This window comes from Actinophytocola algeriensis (assembly GCF_014203735.1).
In the GTDB taxonomy this organism is placed as follows: domain Bacteria; phylum Actinomycetota; class Actinomycetes; order Mycobacteriales; family Pseudonocardiaceae; genus Actinophytocola; species Actinophytocola algeriensis.
On sequence record NZ_JACHJQ010000007.1, the window covers coordinates 87,964 to 106,508 of the forward strand.

Sequence of the window (18,545 nt, forward strand, 5' to 3'; positions counted from 1 at the left end):
CATCCGGGTGTGACCCTGAATCACGCAATGACACCATTTGTACGCAAACGGTCAATTTCCGACTGCGCGTAACCCAGGTCAGTGAGTACCTCCGTGGTCGACGAGCGCGGCTCGACCGGAGGCGTCGGCGTCTCGGCGGTCGTGCGGGAGAACTTCGGCGCCGGACTGGGCTGGGTGTGCCCGTCCAGTGCCACGAACGTCCCGCGCGCCACGTTGTGCGGGTGCGCCGCCGCCTCCGCCGTGTCGAGCACCGGCGTCAGGCAGGCGTCCGTGCCCTCCGCGCGCTTGGTCCACTCGTCCCGGGTCCTGGTGCGAATCGCGGCCGCCAGGATCGAGCGCACCGGCTCCCACTGCGCCGGGTCCAGCCGTCCGGCCACCGATGACGGGTCGATCTCCAGCACCTTCACCAGGTCGCCCCAGAAGCGTTCCTCGATCGCGCCCACCGCCACGTACTTGCCGTCCGACGTCTCGTACGTGTCGTAGAAGGGAGCACCGCCGTCGAGCATGTTCTCGCCGCGGCCCTTGCTCCACAGGCCGATGTTCTTCAGCCCGTGCATCCCGGCGGTCAGCAGCGCCGAGCCCTCGACCATCGACGCGTCGACGACCTGGCCCCGGCCCGACACCGAGCGCTCGACCAGGGCCGCCAGCACACCCATGGCCAGGAGCATGCCGCCGCCACCGAAGTCACCGAGCAGGTTCAGCGGCGGGACCGGCCGCTCCCCCGCCCGCCCGATCGGCTCGAGCGCGCCCGCGAGCCCGATGTAGTTGATGTCGTGCCCCGCCGCCTGCGCCAGCGGGCCGTCCTGGCCCCAGCCCGTGATCCGGCCGTAGATCAGCCCTGGGTTGCGGGCCAGGCAGTCGTCGGGCCCGATGCCCAGCCGCTCGGTCACACCGGGGCGGAAGCCCTCGATCAGTACGTCCGCGTCCTCGACCAGCCGCAGCACGATGTCGCGGCCCTCCTGGCTCTTCGTGTCGACGCCGATCCACCGCCGCGACCGGGACAGCGGGTCGTGGGGGAACGTGAGCACGTCGAAGCCCGGCTTGGCGCGGTCGACCCGCACGACGTCCGCGCCGAGGTCGGCGAGCACGGTCGTCGCGAACGGCGCGGGGGCGAGCCCGGCCAGCTCGACGACCTTCAGCGATGAGAGCGGTCCCATGGAGCGTCCCCTTGTCCAGAGAAGGTCAGAGCGAGCGGGAGATGATTTCCTTCATGATCTCGTTCGTGCCGCCGAAGATCCGCTGCACGCGCGCGGACGTCCAGGCCCGCGAGATCGGGTACTCGTTCATGTAGCCGTAGCCGCCGAACAGCTGCAGGCACTCGTCGGCAACGCGGGAGAGCCGGTCGGTGGTCCACCACTTGACCATCGCCGCGCCGGTCACGTCCAGCTCGGCCTTCAGGTGCCGCTCGATGCTCTGGTCCAGGAACGCCTTGCTCACCGCGACCTCGGTCGCCGCCTCCGCCAGCTTGAACCGCGTGTTCTGGAACTTGAAGATCTCGCGGCCGAACGCCGTGCGCTCCTTGGTGTACTGGATGGTCTGCTCGACCGCGCTCTCCATGGCCGCGACCGCGCCGACGGCGATGATCAGGCGTTCCTGCGGCAGCTGCTGCATGAGGTGGACGAAGCCGAGGCCCTCCTGCCCGCCGAGCAGGTTCTCCACGGGCACGCGCACGTCGTCGAAGAACAGCTCCGAGGTGTCCTGGCCCTTCAGCCCGATCTTGTCGAGCACCCGGCCGCGCCGGAAGCCCTCGGCTCCCTCGGTTTCCAGGACCAGCAGCGACACGCCCTTGGCGGCCTCGCCGGGGTCGGTCTTCGCGACCACGACGATCAGCCCGGCCTGCGCGCCGTTGGTGATGAACGTCTTGGCGCCGTTCAGCACGTAGTGGTCGCCGTCCCGGATGGCCTTGGTCCTGACGTTCTGCAGGTCGGAGCCGGTGCCGGGCTCGGTCATCGCGATCGCGCCGACCAGCTCACCGGACGCCAGCTTCGGCAGCCACCGCTTCTTCTGGTCCTCGGTGCCGCACGAGCCGATGTAGTGGGCGACGATGCCGGAGTGCACCGAGTTGCCCCACGAGTCGTCCCCGGCCTTGGCCTGTTCCTCCAGCAGGATCGCCTCGTGGGCGAACGTGCCGCCACCGCCGCCGTACTCCTCCGGGATCGACAGGCACAGCAGGCCCACCTCGCCCGCCTTGTTCCACAGCTCGCGGTCGACCTGCTTCTGCTCACCCCAGCGCTCGATGTTGGGCGCCAGCTCCTTCTGGCAGAACGATCGGGCGAGCTCGCGGAACGAGTCGAGATCGGGGTCCAACCAGGAGGAACGCTGGGTGATCGGCATTGACGACTCCAAAAACAATCCGGATGGCATGTAAAGTCTGGCTCGAATGTACCTGCGTGCAGACCTGCACGTAAAGCAGAGGAGCACCATGGCCAGCCCGACCGCCCGCAAGCACCGGACGCAGGCCGAGCGCAGTGAGCGCACGCGTGAGCTGCTGCTCGACGCGACGGTCGAGTGCCTGGTGGAGCTGGGGTACGCGCACACGACCGTGCAGGAGATCTGTCAGCGCGCCGGCCTGTCCCGCGGTGCGCAGCAGCACCACTTCACGACCAAGGCCGAGCTGATGGCCAGCGCGCTCGAGCACCTGTTCGCGCGGCTGTCCGCACAAATCCTGCACACCACGGCGGACCTGCCGCCCGGTCCGGAACGCATCGAGATCGGCGTCGACCAGCTGTGGGCGGCGTACTCGGGGACGCTGTCGACCGCGGCCGTCGAGCTGTGGGTCGCGGCACGCACCGAACCGGAGCTGCGCAGGAGCCTGCTGCCGGTGGACCGCGCGCTCGGACACGCCACGCTGCAGTTCTACCGGCAGATCATCGGCAACGACGCCGACGAGCACCGCACGGAGACGCTGCTGCTGCTGACCGTCAACCTGATCCGGGGGCTGGCGCTGGACGCGATGATCGGTGGCGACGAGACGCGGCGGACCGCGCTGCTCCGCGAGTGGAAGTCGCGCATGCTCGCCGAGCTCGCCGCCCACGACGACTGATCCTTCGCGGTATTTCGGGCGCGCACGCCGCCCCGGTGCGGTACGCACGTGGGTCATGGGGAACTTCAAGGTGGCCGCGTTCTGCTTCGTCGCGATCCTGCTCACAGGCGCCCCGGCCACCGTGCTGATCGGCCGCACCGAGCCGGCCGCCGTGTCCTGGACACCGGCGCTGGTCGTGGTCGCGATCGCCGTCGTCGGCTACGCCGGGTGCTACTGGCTGCGGAAACGGGCGTCCGAGCGGTACCTGGTCAGAGCGGAGGTCGACCGCACGTTCTCCGGATCGCCCGTGTTCGCCTACACGCTGATCGCGTGGGTGCTCATCGCGGGCGCGGGCGGCATGGTGATGGGCACGTTCTTCGCCACCAAGCCCGTCGAGGAGGACTCCTACCGGCAAGGGCTCGCCGACTACCCGCTGCCGGTGCTGTTCCTGTTCGCCGGGCTCATGGTGCTCGCCGGGGCCGGGTACAGCGCGCGGGTGTTCCGCCGCACGCACGAGGTGCCGTGGCTGCGGACCAGGGGGATCGCCGTGGAGCGGGCGCAGATCGAGAGGCTGAGGCCGAAGGAGGCCGTCAAGCTGTGGCTGGTCGGCGCGGCCATCGACGGCATGCTGTTCCTGAGCGGCTTGCTACCTCGGCTGATCAGCGGGGACAAGCCCGAGAAGGACGAACTGGCCCTCGGTGTACTGGGCGTCGTCGGCGGTCCCGGCATCGTGAGCTTCGTGCTGCTGGTGGTGATGCTGTTCGCGTGGCCGACCCGGGGCGCCGCGTTCGACGCGCTGCGGCAGCCGTCGTCGCTGGTCGCCATCGCCCTCGTGGTGCTCGGCATGGCCATCGGCGACTCCGCGGTCGGCGGGATCCTCGCCCTCGCCGGCGTGCTCCTCGGGTCCATCACCTGCATGAACATCCAGAACCGCGGCAGCCAGCCCTGGCTGGGTTTCCTGTACCTCGCCGGCAACTACGCGATCGGTTACCTGTCGGCCCCCAACGGTGGCAGCGCGCTGCCCGTCGGGTTCGTCGGCTGGTCCATCGCGCTGGTCGCCGCCGCGTACACGATCCGCGAGGCGTACAAGCACTGGAAGGACTGGCCGATGCTCGTACCGGTCGCGCGGCCGGCGGACTGGCATGGATAGGCGGTGAGCGGCCCGGCCCTCGCGCGGGCCGCTCACCGCACTGACAGAGAAGAGGGCATCGGACGCGAAACGTGACGTTTGCAGGCGCAACTGTTTGCACTCAGTCGGCGCCCTGCCACGTTTCGTCGCTGAGGAACCAGTCGGCGATCTCGCCCGCGGCGATCCGTGCCTCGTCCCGCCACGGGCCGACGCTGTCGAGCTCCTCGACCGGCACCCAGCTCGTGTCGTCGTAGCGGTACATGTTCGGCCGCGGCTCGCCATCGGCGAAGGTGACCTCCGCGGGGAACTGGCAGCGCCACACCCGCAGCGCGGCATCGACCGTCTGGCTGTCCGCGTCCCGCCAGCTCAGGAGCACGCGGTCGCTCAGGATCTGGTCGACCGGTCGCAGCGCGACGCCGAACTCGGTGGCGAACAGGTCCTGGAGCGTGCCGCGCTCGTCACCGGTCGACTCGTCGCCCGGCAGCTCCCAGAACCCCGCCATCGACGGCGGTTGCGACCGGCGTGCCACGAACAGCCGGTGGTCGCGGAAGATGGCCGCGCCGAGCACGATGGTCGTCTCGCTCATGGCCCCAGTACCTCAGGTCGCGCGACGACCGGGCAGTGGGCCGCGGGAGACCGTTCGGGCGACGAACGCGTCACTTACGGGCACTGGCATCATGCGCGTGTGACTCAGCCCGCACGTGGTTACCAGCCGTACCAGCCGATGGCGCCCATGATGGCTCCCCCTGCGCCGCCGAAGCGGTCAAGAGGCGGTCTCACCACGTTGCTGGCGGGTCTCCTCGCACTCGTCGCCGCGGGGCTGGTGGTGGGCGGCTCGTTCGGCGCCATCACCGAGTACCGCAACAGCTACCGCATCGACGACGACCCATCGGTCTACGCCACGTCGACCACGTGGTGGGGCTTCCACGACGCGGGCAGCAGCAGCCCGGTCGAGGAGGAGAGCGTCCTCACGGGCCTGACGCTCGTGCTCGCGGGCGCTCTTCTCGTGCTGGGCGCGGTGTTCGCGTTCGTCGCGGCGCGGACCAGGACGTCCGGTCCCGTGTCGGGCAGCCGGTCCCTGATCTCGGCAGGCGTCGGCGTCATCGCCGGTGTGACCGTGCTGCAGCTGCTGGCGGTGCTGAAGCAGATGGACCGGTACAACGAGCAGGAACTCGACGCGGGCGAGTCGCTCGAGTTCACGGCCGGGCTGGGCCTGTGGCTGCCGCTGGGCGGTCTCGTGCTCGGCGTGGTCGCCGTGGTGCTGGCACACGTGGGCCAGCGGTCCGCCGCCGCTCGTGTGGAGCCGAACACGCCGCGCATGGGTTTCCCGGCGCCGTACGGCTACCGGCCGCAGCCGCCCGTCGCGGAGCGGCCGACGGATGTGCAGATCTCCGACGAGGACGCCGCCGCCGACACGCAGGTGGTGAGCGCGGCCACGGCCAGTGGCGCGGACGCCCCGGCGCCTGCCGCCCCGGTCACGCCGTCGTCGCCCGCGCCGGTCGTGCCCCCGGCGGCCGTCGTGCCACCCGCCCCGGTCGCGCCGCCGGTCACCCCGGCGACCACGGCGGTGCCGGAGCCGTCCACCTCGCCGGCGTCTTCGGCCGAAGCGCCCGCGACCCAGGAGGCGGAGTCACCCGCGGCCGCGCCGCCGGTCACCCCGGCCACCACGTCGGTGCCCGAGCAGGCACCAGCGCAACCGTCCACTCCGGCCACGTCCTCGGCCGAGGCACCCGCCTCTCCGGCGACGCCCGCGGCTCCGGCAACGCCCGCCGAGTCCCCGGCAACGCCGCCCGCCGACGCGGCACCCGCTGCCCCGGCCGAGCCGGCAGCCGCGCCCGCGACCGAGCCGCGGGCCGACGCGCCGACCGCCGACAAGCCGGCCGAGGCGGCCAAGCCGACGCCACTGTCCGACCTGCCCGCCGCTCCCCCGGCTCCCGAACTGTCCTCTCCGGACGACAAGAGCGACAAGTAGCCCCCGAACCGGCAGGTCACTTAATAACGCACCATCGGGCAGCGGAGCCGAAATGCTCTGTCGTGAGCCCCGGTGGTGCGGGATGATCCGGGAGTGATCGGCCCGGTGGGTGCGCGGCGTGTACCCGCCTCGCTCCTCCTCCTCACTCTCGCCCTCTTCGGGGTCGCCGGCTGGTGCGTCTGGTCCAGGGCCGCCTCGCCCACGGACGGTGCCACCGTCAGCCCCGCGGTGAGTGCTGTCTCGATCGGGCACATCATCGTCTCCGACATCGAGCCGGGCAGTGTGCTGCGGCTGGGTGACGAGGTCATCGCGATCGACGGGCAGCGGCTCGCGGAGCTGCCGGTGGAGCGGCCGGGCGGTGCCAGGACACAGGCGGGGGACGTGCTCAGCTACCTCGTCGAGCGGGATGGGCAAGCGCTGACGCTGCGCGTCACGCTGCAGCAGTTCCCCATCCTGCGTGCCATGGGCGAGTGGTGGCCCATGGTGGTCGTGGCGGCGCTGCTCGTGGCCACGAGCGTCACCGTCTTCTGGGCCCGCCCTCGGGACCCGGCCGCGCACGCCACGCTGCTGACCTCGGCGGTCGGCATCGTCGCGATCACCGGGGCCGGGTTCTTCCCGCTGATGGCCGTGGACCTCGTGGCCGGGGACCAGTTCTGGCGGCACTACACCGGGCAGGTCGCGTTCGCCATGTTGTGGGGTGCGGTGCTGCACTTCGCGGTCGCGTTCCCCGCCACGACGATCACGCGCAGGCAGAAGTGGCTGATCGCGGGCGGGTACGCGGGGCCGCTCGTGCTGTACGGGCTGCTGTGGCTCGTGACGCTCGTCGTGTACAGCGAACCGCTCGAACGGGTCCACGCGCTCGTCGTGCCGGTGCTGCCAGCCCTGTTCGTGTACCCGCCGCTGATCGCCACCGTGCTGGTCCGCAAGTACCTCGGCCTGCGCGGTGAGCCGACACGCAGGCCGATCCTGTGGCTCCTGGTGGCACTCCTGGCGAGCGTGGTCGCGTACTTCACGATCTGGGTGGTGCCGGTGCTCGCCACCGGGAGCCCGCTCGTGCCGTACGAGATGCAGGCGCTGCCGTTCATGGCCGTGCCGATCGCGATGTCGGCGGCCGTGCTGCGGTACCGGGCGCTGAACGTCGAGGTCGCGGTCAGCAGGATGGTCGTCTACGGCGCGCTGACCATCGGCGCGATCGGGGTGTACGTCGGCGTGGTCTCGGCGTGGACCGCGTTGTTCGGGCCGGTCACGAGCGTGTGGTGGCAGGCGGTCGTCGTCGCGGGCATCGCCGTGCTGTCCCAGCCGGTGCGCAGACGGCTGCAGGCGCTGATCAACCGGCGGCTCTACGGCGACCGGGACGACCCGTACCGCGTCGTGTCGGCGCTCGCGTCGCGGCTGGAGAACACGCCGACCGCGGCCACGATGCTGCCGGAGATCGTCGACACGGTGTCCGCGGCGCTGCGGCTGCCGTACATGGCGATCGAGATCCAGGCGCGTGGCCGCAGCGAGACCGCGGCGACCGTCGGCGTCCCGACCGGCGAGCCGCACCGGATGCCACTGACGTTCCACGGCGAGCGGGTCGGCGCACTGGTGGTGGGCAGGCGGTCGGCGCAGCGGGAGCTGACGCGGCCGGACCGGATCGCGCTCGCCGAGGTGGCGCGCCACGCGGGCGCCGCCGTGTACACCGCGCGCCTCACCCGCGACCTGCGCCGCAGCCGCGACCGGCTGGTGCGGGCGCGGGAGATGGAACGCAGGCGGATCCTGCACGAGCTGCACGACGGGGTCGGCCCGACACTGGCGGCGGTGGCGCTGGGACTGGACGTGAGCAGGCGGACCGTGGGCGACACCTCGCCGACCGGTGAGCTGCTGGGCAGACTGCGCGACGAGCTGCAGGCCGCGATCGTGGAGATCCGCAGGCTCGCGCACGGCCTGCGACCGCCGGTGCTGGACCGGATCGGGCTGATCCCGGCGATCCGCGAGTACGCTGGCGCGCTCGCCAGCCGCACCGGCGGCGGGGACGCGTCGGCCGCCGGTGTGACGATCGTGCTCGAGGTGCCGTCGGCGATGCCGAAGCTCCCGGCGCCGGTGGACGTGGCCGCGTACCGGATCATCTGCGAGGCACTCACGAACGTGACGCGGCACGCGGCGGCGAGCTCGTGCGCGGTACGCCTGTGGGTGGATGACGACCTGCACATCGAGGTCGTCGACGACGGGGTCGGGCTGCCCACGGTGACGAACGGCGGCGTCGGCCTTTCGTCGATGCGGGAACGGGCGACCGAACTGGGGGGCGAGTGTCTGGTGGAAGCGGAATCCGAAGGCGGGACACGGGTTTTCGCCACGCTTCCACTGCCGAAGGAGGGCGCGTGATGGAGGGGGCACCACAGCTGCGGGTCCTGGTGGTCGACGACCATCCCCTGTTCCGGTTCGGACTGTGCACCGTACTGGCGGCCGAACCGTCCCTGGACGTGATCGGCGAGGCCGCGAACGGCCGGGACGCGGTGTCCGCGGCCCGGACGTTCGAACCCGACGTCGTCGTGATGGACCTGCACCTACCCGACATCGACGGCATCGAGGCGACCCGCCAGATCGTCGGAGAACGGGCGAGCACCGGCGTGATGGTGCTGACCATGTTCAACGACACGGAGTCCGTCTTCGCGGCGATGCGGGCCGGCGCACGCGGCTACCTGCTGAAGGGATCGGGCCAGGAGGAGATCGTGCGCGCGGTGCACGCGGTCGGCCGTGGCGAGGCCATCTTCGGCCCCGACATCGCCACCCGGGTGCTCGGTTTCTTCAACAGCGGCCCGATGACACAGACCGACACCATGTTCCCGGAGCTGACGTCGCGGGAACGGGAGGTGCTGGCACTGATCGCGGAGGGCGAGAGCAACTCCACCATCGCACGGCGGCTGTCACTGTCCCCGAAGACGGTCCGCAACCACGTGTCGAGCATCTTCACGAAACTCCACGTGGCAGACCGCGCACAAGCGATAGTCCGTGCCCGCAAGGCAGGGATGGGAGAAGGCGGAAAGCACTGAAGGTGCCGTCACGCCCGGCGTGATGAAGGACCCCTTCGTCACACCCGGTGCGATGAAGGACCCCTTCGTTGCGCCCACCGTGATGAAGGACCCCTTCGTTGCGCCCGGCGTGACGAAGGGCCCCTTCGTTGCGCCCACCGTGATGAAGGACCCCTTCATAACGTCCGGCGTGATGAAGGACCCCTTCATAACGTCCGGCGTGATGAAGGACCCCTTCATTGCGCCCGGTGTAATGAAGGGGCCCTTCATGACATCGGTCCGCGTCCTGAAAGGACCTTTCAGGGCACGAAGGCCAACCGAGCAAAGGCGGAGCCCGCCACAAGGGGCTCCCTGCCATCCCAGAGACCTGCCCCTCCGGCGAGGAGCCCCCGGAGGGCACGACAGAGATGGAACGTCCTGAATGGCCCCTCAAGGCATGCGCGCTCAGATAAGGCCTTCGCGCAAGGCGTAGGCAACGGCGTGCGACCGGTTCCGGAGCTGGAAACGGTTGGTCACGTCATGAAGAATGCTCTTCACGGTTCGCTGCGAGTAGCAGAGCTTGTCAGCGATCTCCTTGGTGGACAGTCCGGACGCGACGAGGCGCAGGACCTCCGTCTCGCGGTTCGTGATGCCCGCGAGGTGCAGACCACGGGGCTCCAGCACGTGGCGCTGCAGCCGGGACACCCGGTTCAGCAGGCGCCCGAGCAGGTCCGGCGGCAACGCGCCCTCGCCTGCCGAAGCAGCCTTGATCAGACGGACCAGCACGTCCGGTGTGGTGTCGGCGCGGCGAGCGACCGCGCACACGCCGCCCTCGACGGCCGTCAGGATCTCCGTGTCCTCCAGCTCCCCCGCGATGAGCACCACTCTGGTGAACCCCCGCACCTGCAGCGTGCGCAGCACCTGGGCCCCCCGGTCGTCGAACCGGTCGGTCACCACCAGCGCCACGGCCTCCGGGGTCGCCGCCTCCTCGTCGACCAGCCACACCTCCTGCCGCGTCCGCAGTGCCATCTGGACACCGCTCTGCAGGATGGGATCGGTCGCACGCACGACGACCGGGATACGGCTTTGCTCCAACATCGTTCTTCCGCTCTCTAGCACGCCCCCGACCCGACGCCCAGCACGTCGAAGCCCGCGCACCGAGAAGGTTGCCCGAACGTGCGTCCCAGGCACATGGGACCGGTGTCCCGGGTTTGCCCGTCCGTACCACGGACCGTGCCCGCCCGTGCACACAGCGGGGGCCTCCGGCGTCGCCGGAGGCCCCGTTACGGGTCGGAGATCTCAGTTGGGTGTCGGACCGGAAAGCCTGCCCGAGAAGGACACCGCGGGCGTGCACTTGCCCGTCGCCGGTTCCGGTGCGCCCGGCAGCTGGCAGCTGACCTCCACGGTCAGCGGCTGGTCGGGGCTGAACGTCCACGGCTCCAGGAAGTGGAAGTCCATGTCCCGGAAGTTCTGCAACCCGGTCGCGTACAGGACGTCGTCACCGCGCTTGATCGCGAGCGTGCCGCTGTCGCCGCGCGGGTTCTGCAGGATGATGTCGGTCAGCACCAACGTCTTGTCCGGCGGAATCGCACCGTTCGGCACGGCGAACGACTCGAACTCGGCCGGGTCGGCCTGCGCGTCCGCGTCGGTCGTGATGCGGAAGTCCACAGCGGTCCCGTCGGAGATGTCCACGCCCTGATCGTCCGTCGTCGCGCCCCGGGCACCGCCACCGGCCGCGCCGTCGCCGGGACCACCGTTCGCGGCCATCTCGTCGACCTTCTTCTCCGCCGCGTTGGCCTTCTCCTCCGCCGCCACGGCACGCCGCTCGGCCAGGTTCGCCTGCTCCTGCAGCTCGGCCTGTGCCTCCTCGGCCGCCGCCTTGCCCGCCTCGCGGGCCGCGGTCTGCACCGTCGGCTTGACGAGCGTGAACCACAGCACCGCCAGCACGACCGCGGCGGCGAGCACCGCGACCGCCGCGGGCAGCAGCCACTTCGGCAGCATCTGCTGCTGCACGACCGTGCCGTCCATGTTGACCGGTGGCTGGTCCGGCGCGATCGCGGTGACCCCGAACGGCAGCCGCTTGTCGGCGCCGCGCAGGAACCGGTCGTACGGCTTGGCCTTCAGCTTGAGGAACGCGGAGGTACCCGGCTGCACGGTGAGCGCGCTGTGGTCCAGCGACAGCTTCAGCTGCTCCTCCGGGTCGTTCGTGATGACCTCGACCGGGATCGGGTAGTTGCCGGAGTTCTCGACGACGACCTCGTGCACGGCCTTGGTGCGGCACCGCGACGACTTGGGCGACAGCTCCAGCTGCAGGTCCATGAACGGCTCGACGTCGACCGCACCTTCGGCGACCGACGAGTTCGGCGGGTCCTCCCGCGAGATCACCCGTACGCCGAACGGCACCTGCCCGGCGGGCACCGACGAGTTCCGTGGCGGCTCGAACCGCACGGTGGCCTCGCCGTCCTGCCCCGGCATCAGGTTCATGACGCGCGGTGTGACCTCGGACCATTCCCGAGAATCACCGACGATGTCCAAGGTGAACTGGTCGACCAGTGTGCCGTTGTTCCGCACCAGGACCGTCGCCTCGACCGCCTGACCCGGAGTCACGGACAGCTGCCTGTTGGCCAGCGACGTGGTTGCTCCCATGAGAGAGCAGTGTCGCGGCGCGGGCCTGCCGGGACAGCTTGCGCGGGGGAGTGTGGCGGGGCGGCCCCGGCTGCCCGATGGGGCGTACCCGGGCGTCCACTACGCCACCCACGCGCCGGGACCGGCGCCACGCCATCCACCATACGGTCGGGCGCGGTGAATATGGAGGTCCCCGTGCCCGAATCCCTGCTCCGCGGCAAACGTGCCGTCGCCGTTGTCGTCGCCGCGACGCTGGTCGGCGTTTCCGCCGCGGTGTTGCTGTCCGGTCAGAACACGACCGCGCGTGCCGCGGCCGCGCCCGGTTCCACCGTACGCGCGTCCGTCTCCGACGACGGCGTGGAAGGCACCGCGAGCGGCGGTGCGTACTCGGAGCTGTCCTCGGACGGCACGTCCGTGGTGTTCACGAGCTACGCGCGGCTCGACGCGCTGTCGAACGAGCAGAACGAGGCCGTGTACCTGCGTGACCTGCGCAACGGCCGCACGGTGATGATCAGCCGCGGCCAGCTGGTGCGCCCGCCGGAGCCGGAACCAGAGCCGGAGCCGGAACCGGAACCCGGGACGTCCGTGCCGAGCGAGCCGACCTTCGAACCGCCGCACCTCGCCGGGAAACCGCTGGTGTCGCTGAACGGGCGGCGTCAGCAGCCGCAGCCGGAGTACGGCGAGGTGGCGCCGAACGGCGGCAGCAGCGATCCCACGGTGTCGGCGGACGGCCGCTTCGTCGCGTTCATCACGCAGGCCGACAACATCATCGTCGAGGACGCCGACAGCGACCAGGACCTGCTGGTGTGCGACCGCGATCCCGACGGTGACGGCGAGTTCGACGAGGAGCGCGAGAACGGCGAGCTGGACTACCGGTACTTCCGCGCCAACGAGCCGCAGTGGGAGCAGGGCGACGGGTACGTGTACCGCAGCGACTTCCCGCAGCGGCCCAAGCTGTCCGACGACGCGAACCGGGTCGTGTGGGAGGACGAGTTCACCGACGACAACGGCACGTACCACCAGGTGGTGCGGACCGCCACGGTCACGCCCGCCGGCGCGGGCCCGGCCGAGGTGCTCGGCACGTCGCTCGGCGAGCTGTCGCCGACCCACCAGGAGCAGCCGGACGTGTCCGCCGACGGCCGGTTCGTGGTGCTGGTCGCCGACTACGTCCGGCAGGAGGGCGGCGGCGAGTTCCCGGACTACATCCCGTTCCACGCGGTCGTCCGCAAGGACACGGTGACGGGTTCGGTCGCCCGCGTGGACCTGGACGTGAACACCACGCCGGAGGAGCCCGCGCCGCTGTCGGAGGACGAGTCGGTGCACCTCGCGTCCCCCGCGATCGCCGGTGACGGCGGCACGGTCGCGTTCGAGGCCGAGGCGTACGAGGACAACTGCTCCGAGGGCTCCTGCTGGCGTTCGGTCGCCGACCAGCCGACCGTGTACGTGGTGCGCGTGCGGGAGGACGGCACGCCGGTCGACTCCGCCATCGCGTCGCGGGACAACGAGAACGAGATCGTCAACGGCTTCCGCCCCGCGCTGTCCGGCGACGGCCGGTTCCTCGCGTTCGTCACCGACAACGCGGGCGCGCACGACGGCGTCGACCGCGCCCTCGACTACTACGACTACACCTGCCTCTACGACGACTCGACGGACTCCGTGCAGCGGGCGCTGCCGCCGGTCACCGAGGAGCGGGACCAGCGGGTCGTGTGCCAGGTCGTGGTGCGGGACCTGGTGGTCGACCGGGAGCGGCTCGTCACCGGGGAGCCGAGGCTGCCGGGCACGCTCGCGTCGCCGGGCACCGGCACGGGCTGCGCGGAGACGCTGCCCGAGGACGCGACGTGCGCGGGCGACGACAACTCGCCGCCGTACCGCGCGACCGCGCCTTCGCTGTCCCGCAACGGTTCCACCGTCGCGTACGACTCTGATGCGACCGATCTCGTGCCGGACGCGGTGGACGACAACGAGCAGACCGACGTGTTCGTGCGGACGTTCCGGCCGGAGCTCCGCGCGGACCCGACCCCGCTCGAGTTCGGCGAGGTGACACTCGGCGAGACGCTCGACCGCGTGGTGCGGCTCGACCACGTCGGCTTCGGCCCGCTCGCGGTGACCGAGCTGGCGGTCGACGGGTCGGCGGAGTTCACGGTCGGCGCGCAGACGTGCACCGGCGAGGAAACCGTTGTGCTGCAACAGACCGGGAGCTGCGAGGTGTCGGTGACGTTCGCGCCGGAGACCGAGGGCGAGCGGACCGGCACCCTGGTGATCAGGCTGCGCGACGGCCGCGAGTTCACGGTGCCCTTGCGCGGCACGGGGTTCGAGGAGGAGATCCCGCCACCGGACGACGCCCGGTTCGCGGCGAGCCCGGACCCGTTGGCCTTCGGTGACCGGCTGCTCCTGTCGAACGCGCCCGCCCAGGCGGTGACGGTGACGAACACGGGTGGCTCGGACCTGACGGTGACCGGTGTCGCCGTCGTGGCGCCGCCGCTCACGCCTGCCGACTACACGATCGAGACCAACACGTGCGATGACGGTCCGGTCCCCCCGGACGGCACGTGCCAGGTGGCGGTGACGTTCTCGCCGCAGGCCGCAGGCCCCCGGGCGGCGGTGCTCCGCTTCACCGACGACATCCCCGGCGGCACCCCGCACCTGATCGCGCTGACGGGCACCGGCAGCACCCCTGCGGTCGAGGTCTCCCCCGGCGTGACCCAGCCGGGCCGCGCGATCACGGTGTCGGGCACGGGCTTCGCCCCGAACCGTCCGACCACGATCGCGGTGACGGGCTCGGTGGAGAGGGCAACGGTGACCCCAGACGCGACGGGCGCGTTCCGCGTGAACCTGCTGATCATGCCCAAGTCCTCGATCGGCACCCACCCGGTGGTCGCCACCATCGACGGCACCGACCCGGCCATCGCCGCGGCCAAACCGGTCCTGATCGTGGCCCCGTCGGTGAGCCCGGCGGACTTCGTGATCCGGAACTGATCTTCACCCGGGTGGCGGCTCCCCGTCCCCGGGTGTGCGGGGCAGGCTGGAAAGGCACGGCATCCAGCCTGTCGGGGAGCGCGCTTGGTCACTGGTCGGCAGCAGCACCTCAACCAGGCACTCCTGCGGATCCCGCGGCGTGCGGAGAACTCCGCGCCGCACACGGTGTCCAAGACCTACGTCGAGGCCGGGTCGTTCGCCGCGCTGCTGCACTCCAGCGACCACCAGATCCTGTACGGCAGGCGCGGCACCGGGAAGACGCACGCGCTGCTGCACCTCGCCGACCTGCTCACCGGCATGGACGACGTGGCCGTGTACGTCGACCTGCGGACCATCGGGTCGGCCGGTGGCATGCACGCCGACAGGACGCAGACCCCGGCCGAGCGCGGCACGCAGCTGCTCATCGACACCCTCGAGGAGGTGCACGACGGGCTGCTCACCGTCGCCATGGAACGTGACCTGCGCGACCCGACCGCGCTGCTCCGCGAGCTGGACGGGCTCGCCGAGGCCGCCACCACGGTGAAGGTGGTCGGGGAGGTCGAGCGGGAGACGACGTACTCCGGTGCGGCGGAGTCGACGCGGTCTGCGGAGGTGACGCTGTCACGTGGGCCCGGGTTGCGCGGCGCGGCGGCGAGCAGGCGGTCGGTGTCGGCGCAAAGCAGGCTGCTGCGCACCGGTGTCGAGCGGCACCAGGTGATGTTCGGGCCGCTCAGCCGTGCCGTCCGAGGGGTCGCCCGCGCACTCGCGCCCGCGCGGCTGTGGCTGCTGCTCGACGAGTGGAGCAGCGTGCCGAAGGACCTGCAGCCGTTCCTCGCCGACCTGCTGCGCCGAGCGGTGCTGGCGGTGGGCGGGCTGACGGTGAAGATCGCGGCGATCGAGCGGCGGTCGCGGTTCGCGGCGCCGACCGGGGCAGGCGAGTACGTCGGCATCGAGGTCGGTTCGGACGCGGCGTCGGCGGTGGACCTGGACGAGTTCCTCGTGTTCGACAACAGCGGGGCCCGCGCGCGGGAGTTCTTCGCGCGGCTGTTCCACAACCACACAGCGGTCTGGCTGGCGACGATGGTCAAGGACCCGCCGCGGGACGTGCCCGAGTTCGTCGAGGAATGCTTCCGCCGCAACGCGTTCGCCGAGCTGGTGCGGGCCGCGGAGGGCGTGCCGAGGGACGCGATCAACATCGCCGCGCTCGCCGCGCAGCACGCGCACGACAAGCAGGTCACGGTCGCCGACGTCCGCCGCGCCGCCCGCGACTGGTACCTGCGCGACAAGCAGACCGCGATCCGCGGCAACGAGGACGCCCGCACCGCGTTGCGTGCCCTGGTCGACGAGGTGGTCGGGCACCGCAGAGCGCGGACGTTCGTGGTGGACCAGCTGGCCGTCGACCGCGCCGGGGTCGTCGAGGACCTGCACGACGCACGCCTGTTGCACCTGCTGCGCCGCGGGATCGCCGACCCCGGCAACCCCGGCGCGCTCTACGACGGGTTCGCCATCGACTACGGCTGTTACGTGTCACTGCTGCTCGACGACGCGAAGTTCCACGCCCGCGGCAAGGGCGACTGGCTCAACTCCCCCGACGGCGTGCCCCCGGAGGGCTTCAAGTTCGCGCGAGCGGCGATCGATCTGGGTGCGCTGCTGGGCTAGCTGTGTCTGCTTGCGTTGGCCGGGGTGGGTTCGTGGTGTGTTCTCGCCGGACAGGGTTTGCCTCCGGCGGGTTTGCCTCCGGCGGGTCCTCGCCGGAGGGGCAGGTCTCCGGGATGGCCTTGCGGGTTGGCATCTTCGGTTCTTTGGCGAGGATCGGTCTGCCTGCCATCCCGTCGACCTCCCTTCGGGCTATCACACCGGCTCAAGGGGGCGGTTCCAGCGTTTGGCGCCGGTTTGGTTGCTGGGTGCCCCCTTGATCCGGTGTGATCGGGCTTTGCCAGGTCGACGGGATGGCAGGCAGCCTCGGGGGTGGTGTGGGGCTTGCGCCCCCCTTGCTTTCGCACCCTCACGACGTCCGTTGTGCAGCCGGGACGTGGCTCGATGTCATGAAGGACCCCTTCATTATGTTGAGCGCAACGAAGGGGCCCTTCATCGCGCCGGGCGTTATGAAGGGGCCCTTCGTGGCATCGCAGCTGTCCCGAAGCGTCCTTCAGGGCGGCGGCAGCTTCTACACCTCCTCGAAGAACTCGATCTCGCTGATCGCCAACGTGTTGCCGGTGACCGACTTGAAGGTCGACACCACGTGGACCTCCACGCTGGACACGCCGTCGCCGTTCTCCAACTCCAGTGTCTGCGGGTCGGGCAGGTCCTGGAGGTTGACGTCGGTGGTCTTGCCGGTGGAGTACACGAGGTGCAGCTTCTGGGCGCGGGCCGTCGCCTTGAAGTCGTTGCCGTCGCCGTTGTGGACGATGATGCGGGCCAGGTCCACGGTGCGGTCGAACTTCACGACCAGGTTCGGCTCCGCGCCGCCCATGGGGGCGCCCCAGAAGCTGTCGGAAGCACCGTCCACCGCGTTGTTGGCGGGGTGGTCGGGCAACGCGACGGACGCCGTGGGCGCCTCGGCGGCGGACACGGGCGCGTACTGGGGGAAGACGAGCCGCTCGAACGTGCCCTTGGCCTCGGCCGCCTGTTCGTTCACCCAGCCGCGGAACGGCGCGAACAGCCCGTAGGCGATGCCACCCAGCACGAGCGCGAGCGCGACCACCCGGCGGGCGACCTTGAAGACGGTGCTGAACGCGACACCGAGCTTGGACTTGCCGCCCCGGCCACGGCGTTTCGACCGTTCGCCCGCCGTGCGGACCTTCGCGCCACGCCTGGGGAGCAGCTTGCGCCACCAGGGCGTCTTGACGACCTCCGCCGCGGCGAGGGACGTGCCGCAGCGGCTGCAGAACTTGCGGGTGGGGGCGTTGCCCTCACCGCAGTCGCCGCAGACCAGCTCGCCCGGTTGCAGCTTCTTGGACGGCGGCTGCTTGCGGACCTGGGGTGGCTTCTTCTGCGCCTCCTGGGGTACGACCGCGTCCGGTTGTGCGGTCGCCGTTCCGGTGACCGGGGTGACCAGCGCCTTCGCGTCGTCCGATGACGGCGGTGCGGGCGGCTTCGGCGGTGGCGGAGGGGGCAGCGCGAGCCCGCCGGACGGCGCAGGTGGCGCGGCCGCCCCGCCGGGTGGGGACGGCGGAGCCGTCGGCGGAGCCGTCGGCGGCTTCGGTGGCGGAGGTGGTGGCAGCGCCGGACCAGCCGCCGTCGGCGGCCCCGGTGGCGCGGGCGGGGGGCCCGGCGGGGGCGGGGGCTTCGGCGGTGCGGCAGGCGGTCCCCCGGCCGCTCCCGGTGGTGGGGGCGGCTTCGGTGGTCCGGGGGGCGGCGGTGGCTTCGGCGGCCCGGGCGGAGACGGCGGCCCACCCGCGCCCGGCGGAGGCGGTGGCTTCGGTGGTCCAGGGGGCGGTGGTGGCTTCGGTGGTCCGGGCGGCGGCGGTGGCCCACCCGCGCCCGGTGGCTTGGGCGGCCCGGCCGGCGGCCCGCCGGCACCAGGTGGCCTCGGCGGTCCAGGAGGCCCGGGCTTCGCGCCGGGCGGACCAGGCGGACCGGCACCCGGACGCCCTGGCATCCCCGGCTTCGCCGGGGTCTGCACCGGCTCCCGCTCACCGACATCCAGGTACAGCGCCGACTGCAGCCGGGACAGCCAGCCCCGCTTGGGCGTCTCCTCTTCCTCCTCCTGCGGCGCCGCGGGCACCGGCGCCGGGGCCAGCTTCTCCCCCGTCCACTCGAGGAACGCCCCGCACGAACCGCAGAACGCGTCCGTTTCCTTGTTGTGGAAACCGCACGTCTTGCACACGATCATGATGGCTCCTCCGCGGA

Annotated in this window: 13 protein-coding genes; 7 read left to right on the forward strand and 6 right to left on the reverse strand. The window is 71.3% G+C overall.

Annotated features, from left to right (window positions below):
- Positions 1 to 20: 20 nt before the first annotated feature.
- Together FHR82_RS31670 and FHR82_RS31675 are read right to left on the reverse strand one after the other, a co-directional pair.
- Complete coding sequence (locus tag FHR82_RS31670) at positions 21 to 1,157, reverse strand: CaiB/BaiF CoA transferase family protein (RefSeq protein WP_184814268.1); 1,137 nt, start codon at positions 1,155 to 1,157, stop codon at positions 21 to 23.
- Positions 1,158 to 1,182: 25 nt separating this feature from the next.
- Complete coding sequence (locus tag FHR82_RS31675; protein WP_184814269.1) at positions 1,183 to 2,334, reverse strand: acyl-CoA dehydrogenase family protein; 1,152 nt, start codon at positions 2,332 to 2,334, stop codon at positions 1,183 to 1,185.
- Positions 2,335 to 2,422: 88 nt separating this feature from the next.
- On the opposite strand from FHR82_RS31675, the gene FHR82_RS31680 reads away from it, so the two are divergent.
- Both FHR82_RS31680 and FHR82_RS31685 read left to right on the forward strand, forming a co-directional pair.
- The gene (locus tag FHR82_RS31680) at positions 2,423 to 3,043 is read left to right on the forward strand and encodes a TetR/AcrR family transcriptional regulator (RefSeq protein ID WP_184814270.1); all 621 of its coding nucleotides are present in this window, start codon (positions 2,423 to 2,425) and stop codon (positions 3,041 to 3,043) included.
- Positions 3,044 to 3,098: 55 nt separating this feature from the next.
- Positions 3,099 to 4,172 carry a hypothetical protein gene (locus FHR82_RS31685; protein ID WP_184814271.1) on the forward strand — a complete coding sequence of 358 codons (1,074 nt, stop codon included), beginning with the start codon at positions 3,099 to 3,101 and terminating at the stop codon, positions 4,170 to 4,172.
- Between the two features lie 100 nt (positions 4,173 to 4,272).
- On the opposite strand, the gene FHR82_RS31690 is transcribed toward FHR82_RS31685, so the two are convergent.
- Positions 4,273 to 4,737 carry an NUDIX hydrolase gene (locus FHR82_RS31690; RefSeq protein WP_184814272.1) on the reverse strand — a complete coding sequence of 155 codons (465 nt, stop codon included), beginning with the start codon at positions 4,735 to 4,737 and terminating at the stop codon, positions 4,273 to 4,275.
- 99 nt (positions 4,738 to 4,836) lie between these two features.
- On the opposite strand from FHR82_RS31690, the gene FHR82_RS31695 reads away from it, so the two are divergent.
- From FHR82_RS31695 to FHR82_RS31705, 3 genes are all read left to right on the forward strand, one after another.
- Positions 4,837 to 6,123, forward strand: a complete 1,287-nt coding sequence (locus FHR82_RS31695) for a hypothetical protein (RefSeq protein ID WP_184814273.1) — start codon at positions 4,837 to 4,839, stop codon at positions 6,121 to 6,123.
- Positions 6,124 to 6,351: 228 nt separating this feature from the next.
- Positions 6,352 to 8,487, forward strand: a complete 2,136-nt coding sequence (locus FHR82_RS47705) for a histidine kinase (RefSeq protein ID WP_184814274.1) — start codon at positions 6,352 to 6,354, stop codon at positions 8,485 to 8,487.
- The gene (locus tag FHR82_RS31705) at positions 8,487 to 9,155 is read left to right on the forward strand and encodes a response regulator (RefSeq protein ID WP_184814660.1); all 669 of its coding nucleotides are present in this window, start codon (positions 8,487 to 8,489) and stop codon (positions 9,153 to 9,155) included. Before FHR82_RS47705 ends, FHR82_RS31705 begins: the two co-directional genes overlap by 1 nt.
- A 423-nt stretch (positions 9,156 to 9,578) precedes the next feature.
- On the opposite strand, the gene FHR82_RS31710 is transcribed toward FHR82_RS31705, so the two are convergent.
- Together FHR82_RS31710 and FHR82_RS31715 are read right to left on the reverse strand one after the other, a co-directional pair.
- On the reverse strand, positions 9,579 to 10,211 hold the full coding sequence (locus tag FHR82_RS31710; protein WP_184814275.1) for a response regulator transcription factor: 633 nt from the start codon (positions 10,209 to 10,211) through the stop codon (positions 9,579 to 9,581).
- A 201-nt stretch (positions 10,212 to 10,412) separates the two neighbouring features.
- Positions 10,413 to 11,759 (reverse strand): COG1470 family protein, encoded by a 1,347-nt coding sequence (locus FHR82_RS31715; protein ID WP_184814276.1) that lies wholly within the window; start codon positions 11,757 to 11,759, stop codon positions 10,413 to 10,415.
- A 174-nt stretch (positions 11,760 to 11,933) separates the two neighbouring features.
- Here FHR82_RS31715 and FHR82_RS31720 point away from each other — a divergent pair, with 174 nt between their 5' ends.
- Together FHR82_RS31720 and FHR82_RS31725 are read left to right on the forward strand one after the other, a co-directional pair.
- Positions 11,934 to 14,714 (forward strand): choice-of-anchor D domain-containing protein, encoded by a 2,781-nt coding sequence (locus FHR82_RS31720; protein WP_184814277.1) that lies wholly within the window; start codon positions 11,934 to 11,936, stop codon positions 14,712 to 14,714.
- A gap of 84 nt (positions 14,715 to 14,798) precedes the next feature.
- Positions 14,799 to 16,352 (forward strand): hypothetical protein, encoded by a 1,554-nt coding sequence (locus FHR82_RS31725; protein WP_184814278.1) that lies wholly within the window; start codon positions 14,799 to 14,801, stop codon positions 16,350 to 16,352.
- A 508-nt stretch (positions 16,353 to 16,860) separates the two neighbouring features.
- Here the strand turns inward: FHR82_RS31725 and FHR82_RS31730 are convergent.
- Complete coding sequence (locus FHR82_RS31730) at positions 16,861 to 18,528, reverse strand: discoidin domain-containing protein (protein WP_184814279.1); 1,668 nt, start codon at positions 18,526 to 18,528, stop codon at positions 16,861 to 16,863.
- Positions 18,529 to 18,545: the final 17 nt, after the last annotated feature.

Excerpts from the sequence above, each read along its gene's own strand:
- FHR82_RS31670 (WP_184814268.1), bottom strand. The coding sequence starts at position 1,157 with ATGGGACCGCTCTCATCGCTGAAGGTCGTCGAGCTGGCCGGGCTCGCC.
- FHR82_RS31675 (WP_184814269.1), bottom strand. The coding sequence starts at position 2,334 with ATGCCGATCACCCAGCGTTCCTCCTGGTTGGACCCCGATCTCGACTCG.
- FHR82_RS31680 (WP_184814270.1), top strand. The coding sequence starts at position 2,423 with ATGGCCAGCCCGACCGCCCGCAAGCACCGGACGCAGGCCGAGCGCAGT.
- FHR82_RS31685 (WP_184814271.1), top strand. The coding sequence starts at position 3,099 with ATGGGGAACTTCAAGGTGGCCGCGTTCTGCTTCGTCGCGATCCTGCTC.
- FHR82_RS31690 (WP_184814272.1), bottom strand. The coding sequence starts at position 4,737 with ATGAGCGAGACGACCATCGTGCTCGGCGCGGCCATCTTCCGCGACCAC.
- FHR82_RS31705 (WP_184814660.1), top strand. The coding sequence starts at position 8,487 with ATGGAGGGGGCACCACAGCTGCGGGTCCTGGTGGTCGACGACCATCCC.
- FHR82_RS31710 (WP_184814275.1), bottom strand. The coding sequence starts at position 10,211 with ATGTTGGAGCAAAGCCGTATCCCGGTCGTCGTGCGTGCGACCGATCCC.
- FHR82_RS31715 (WP_184814276.1), bottom strand. The coding sequence starts at position 11,759 with ATGGGAGCAACCACGTCGCTGGCCAACAGGCAGCTGTCCGTGACTCCG.
- FHR82_RS31730 (WP_184814279.1), bottom strand. The coding sequence starts at position 18,528 with ATGATCGTGTGCAAGACGTGCGGTTTCCACAACAAGGAAACGGACGCG.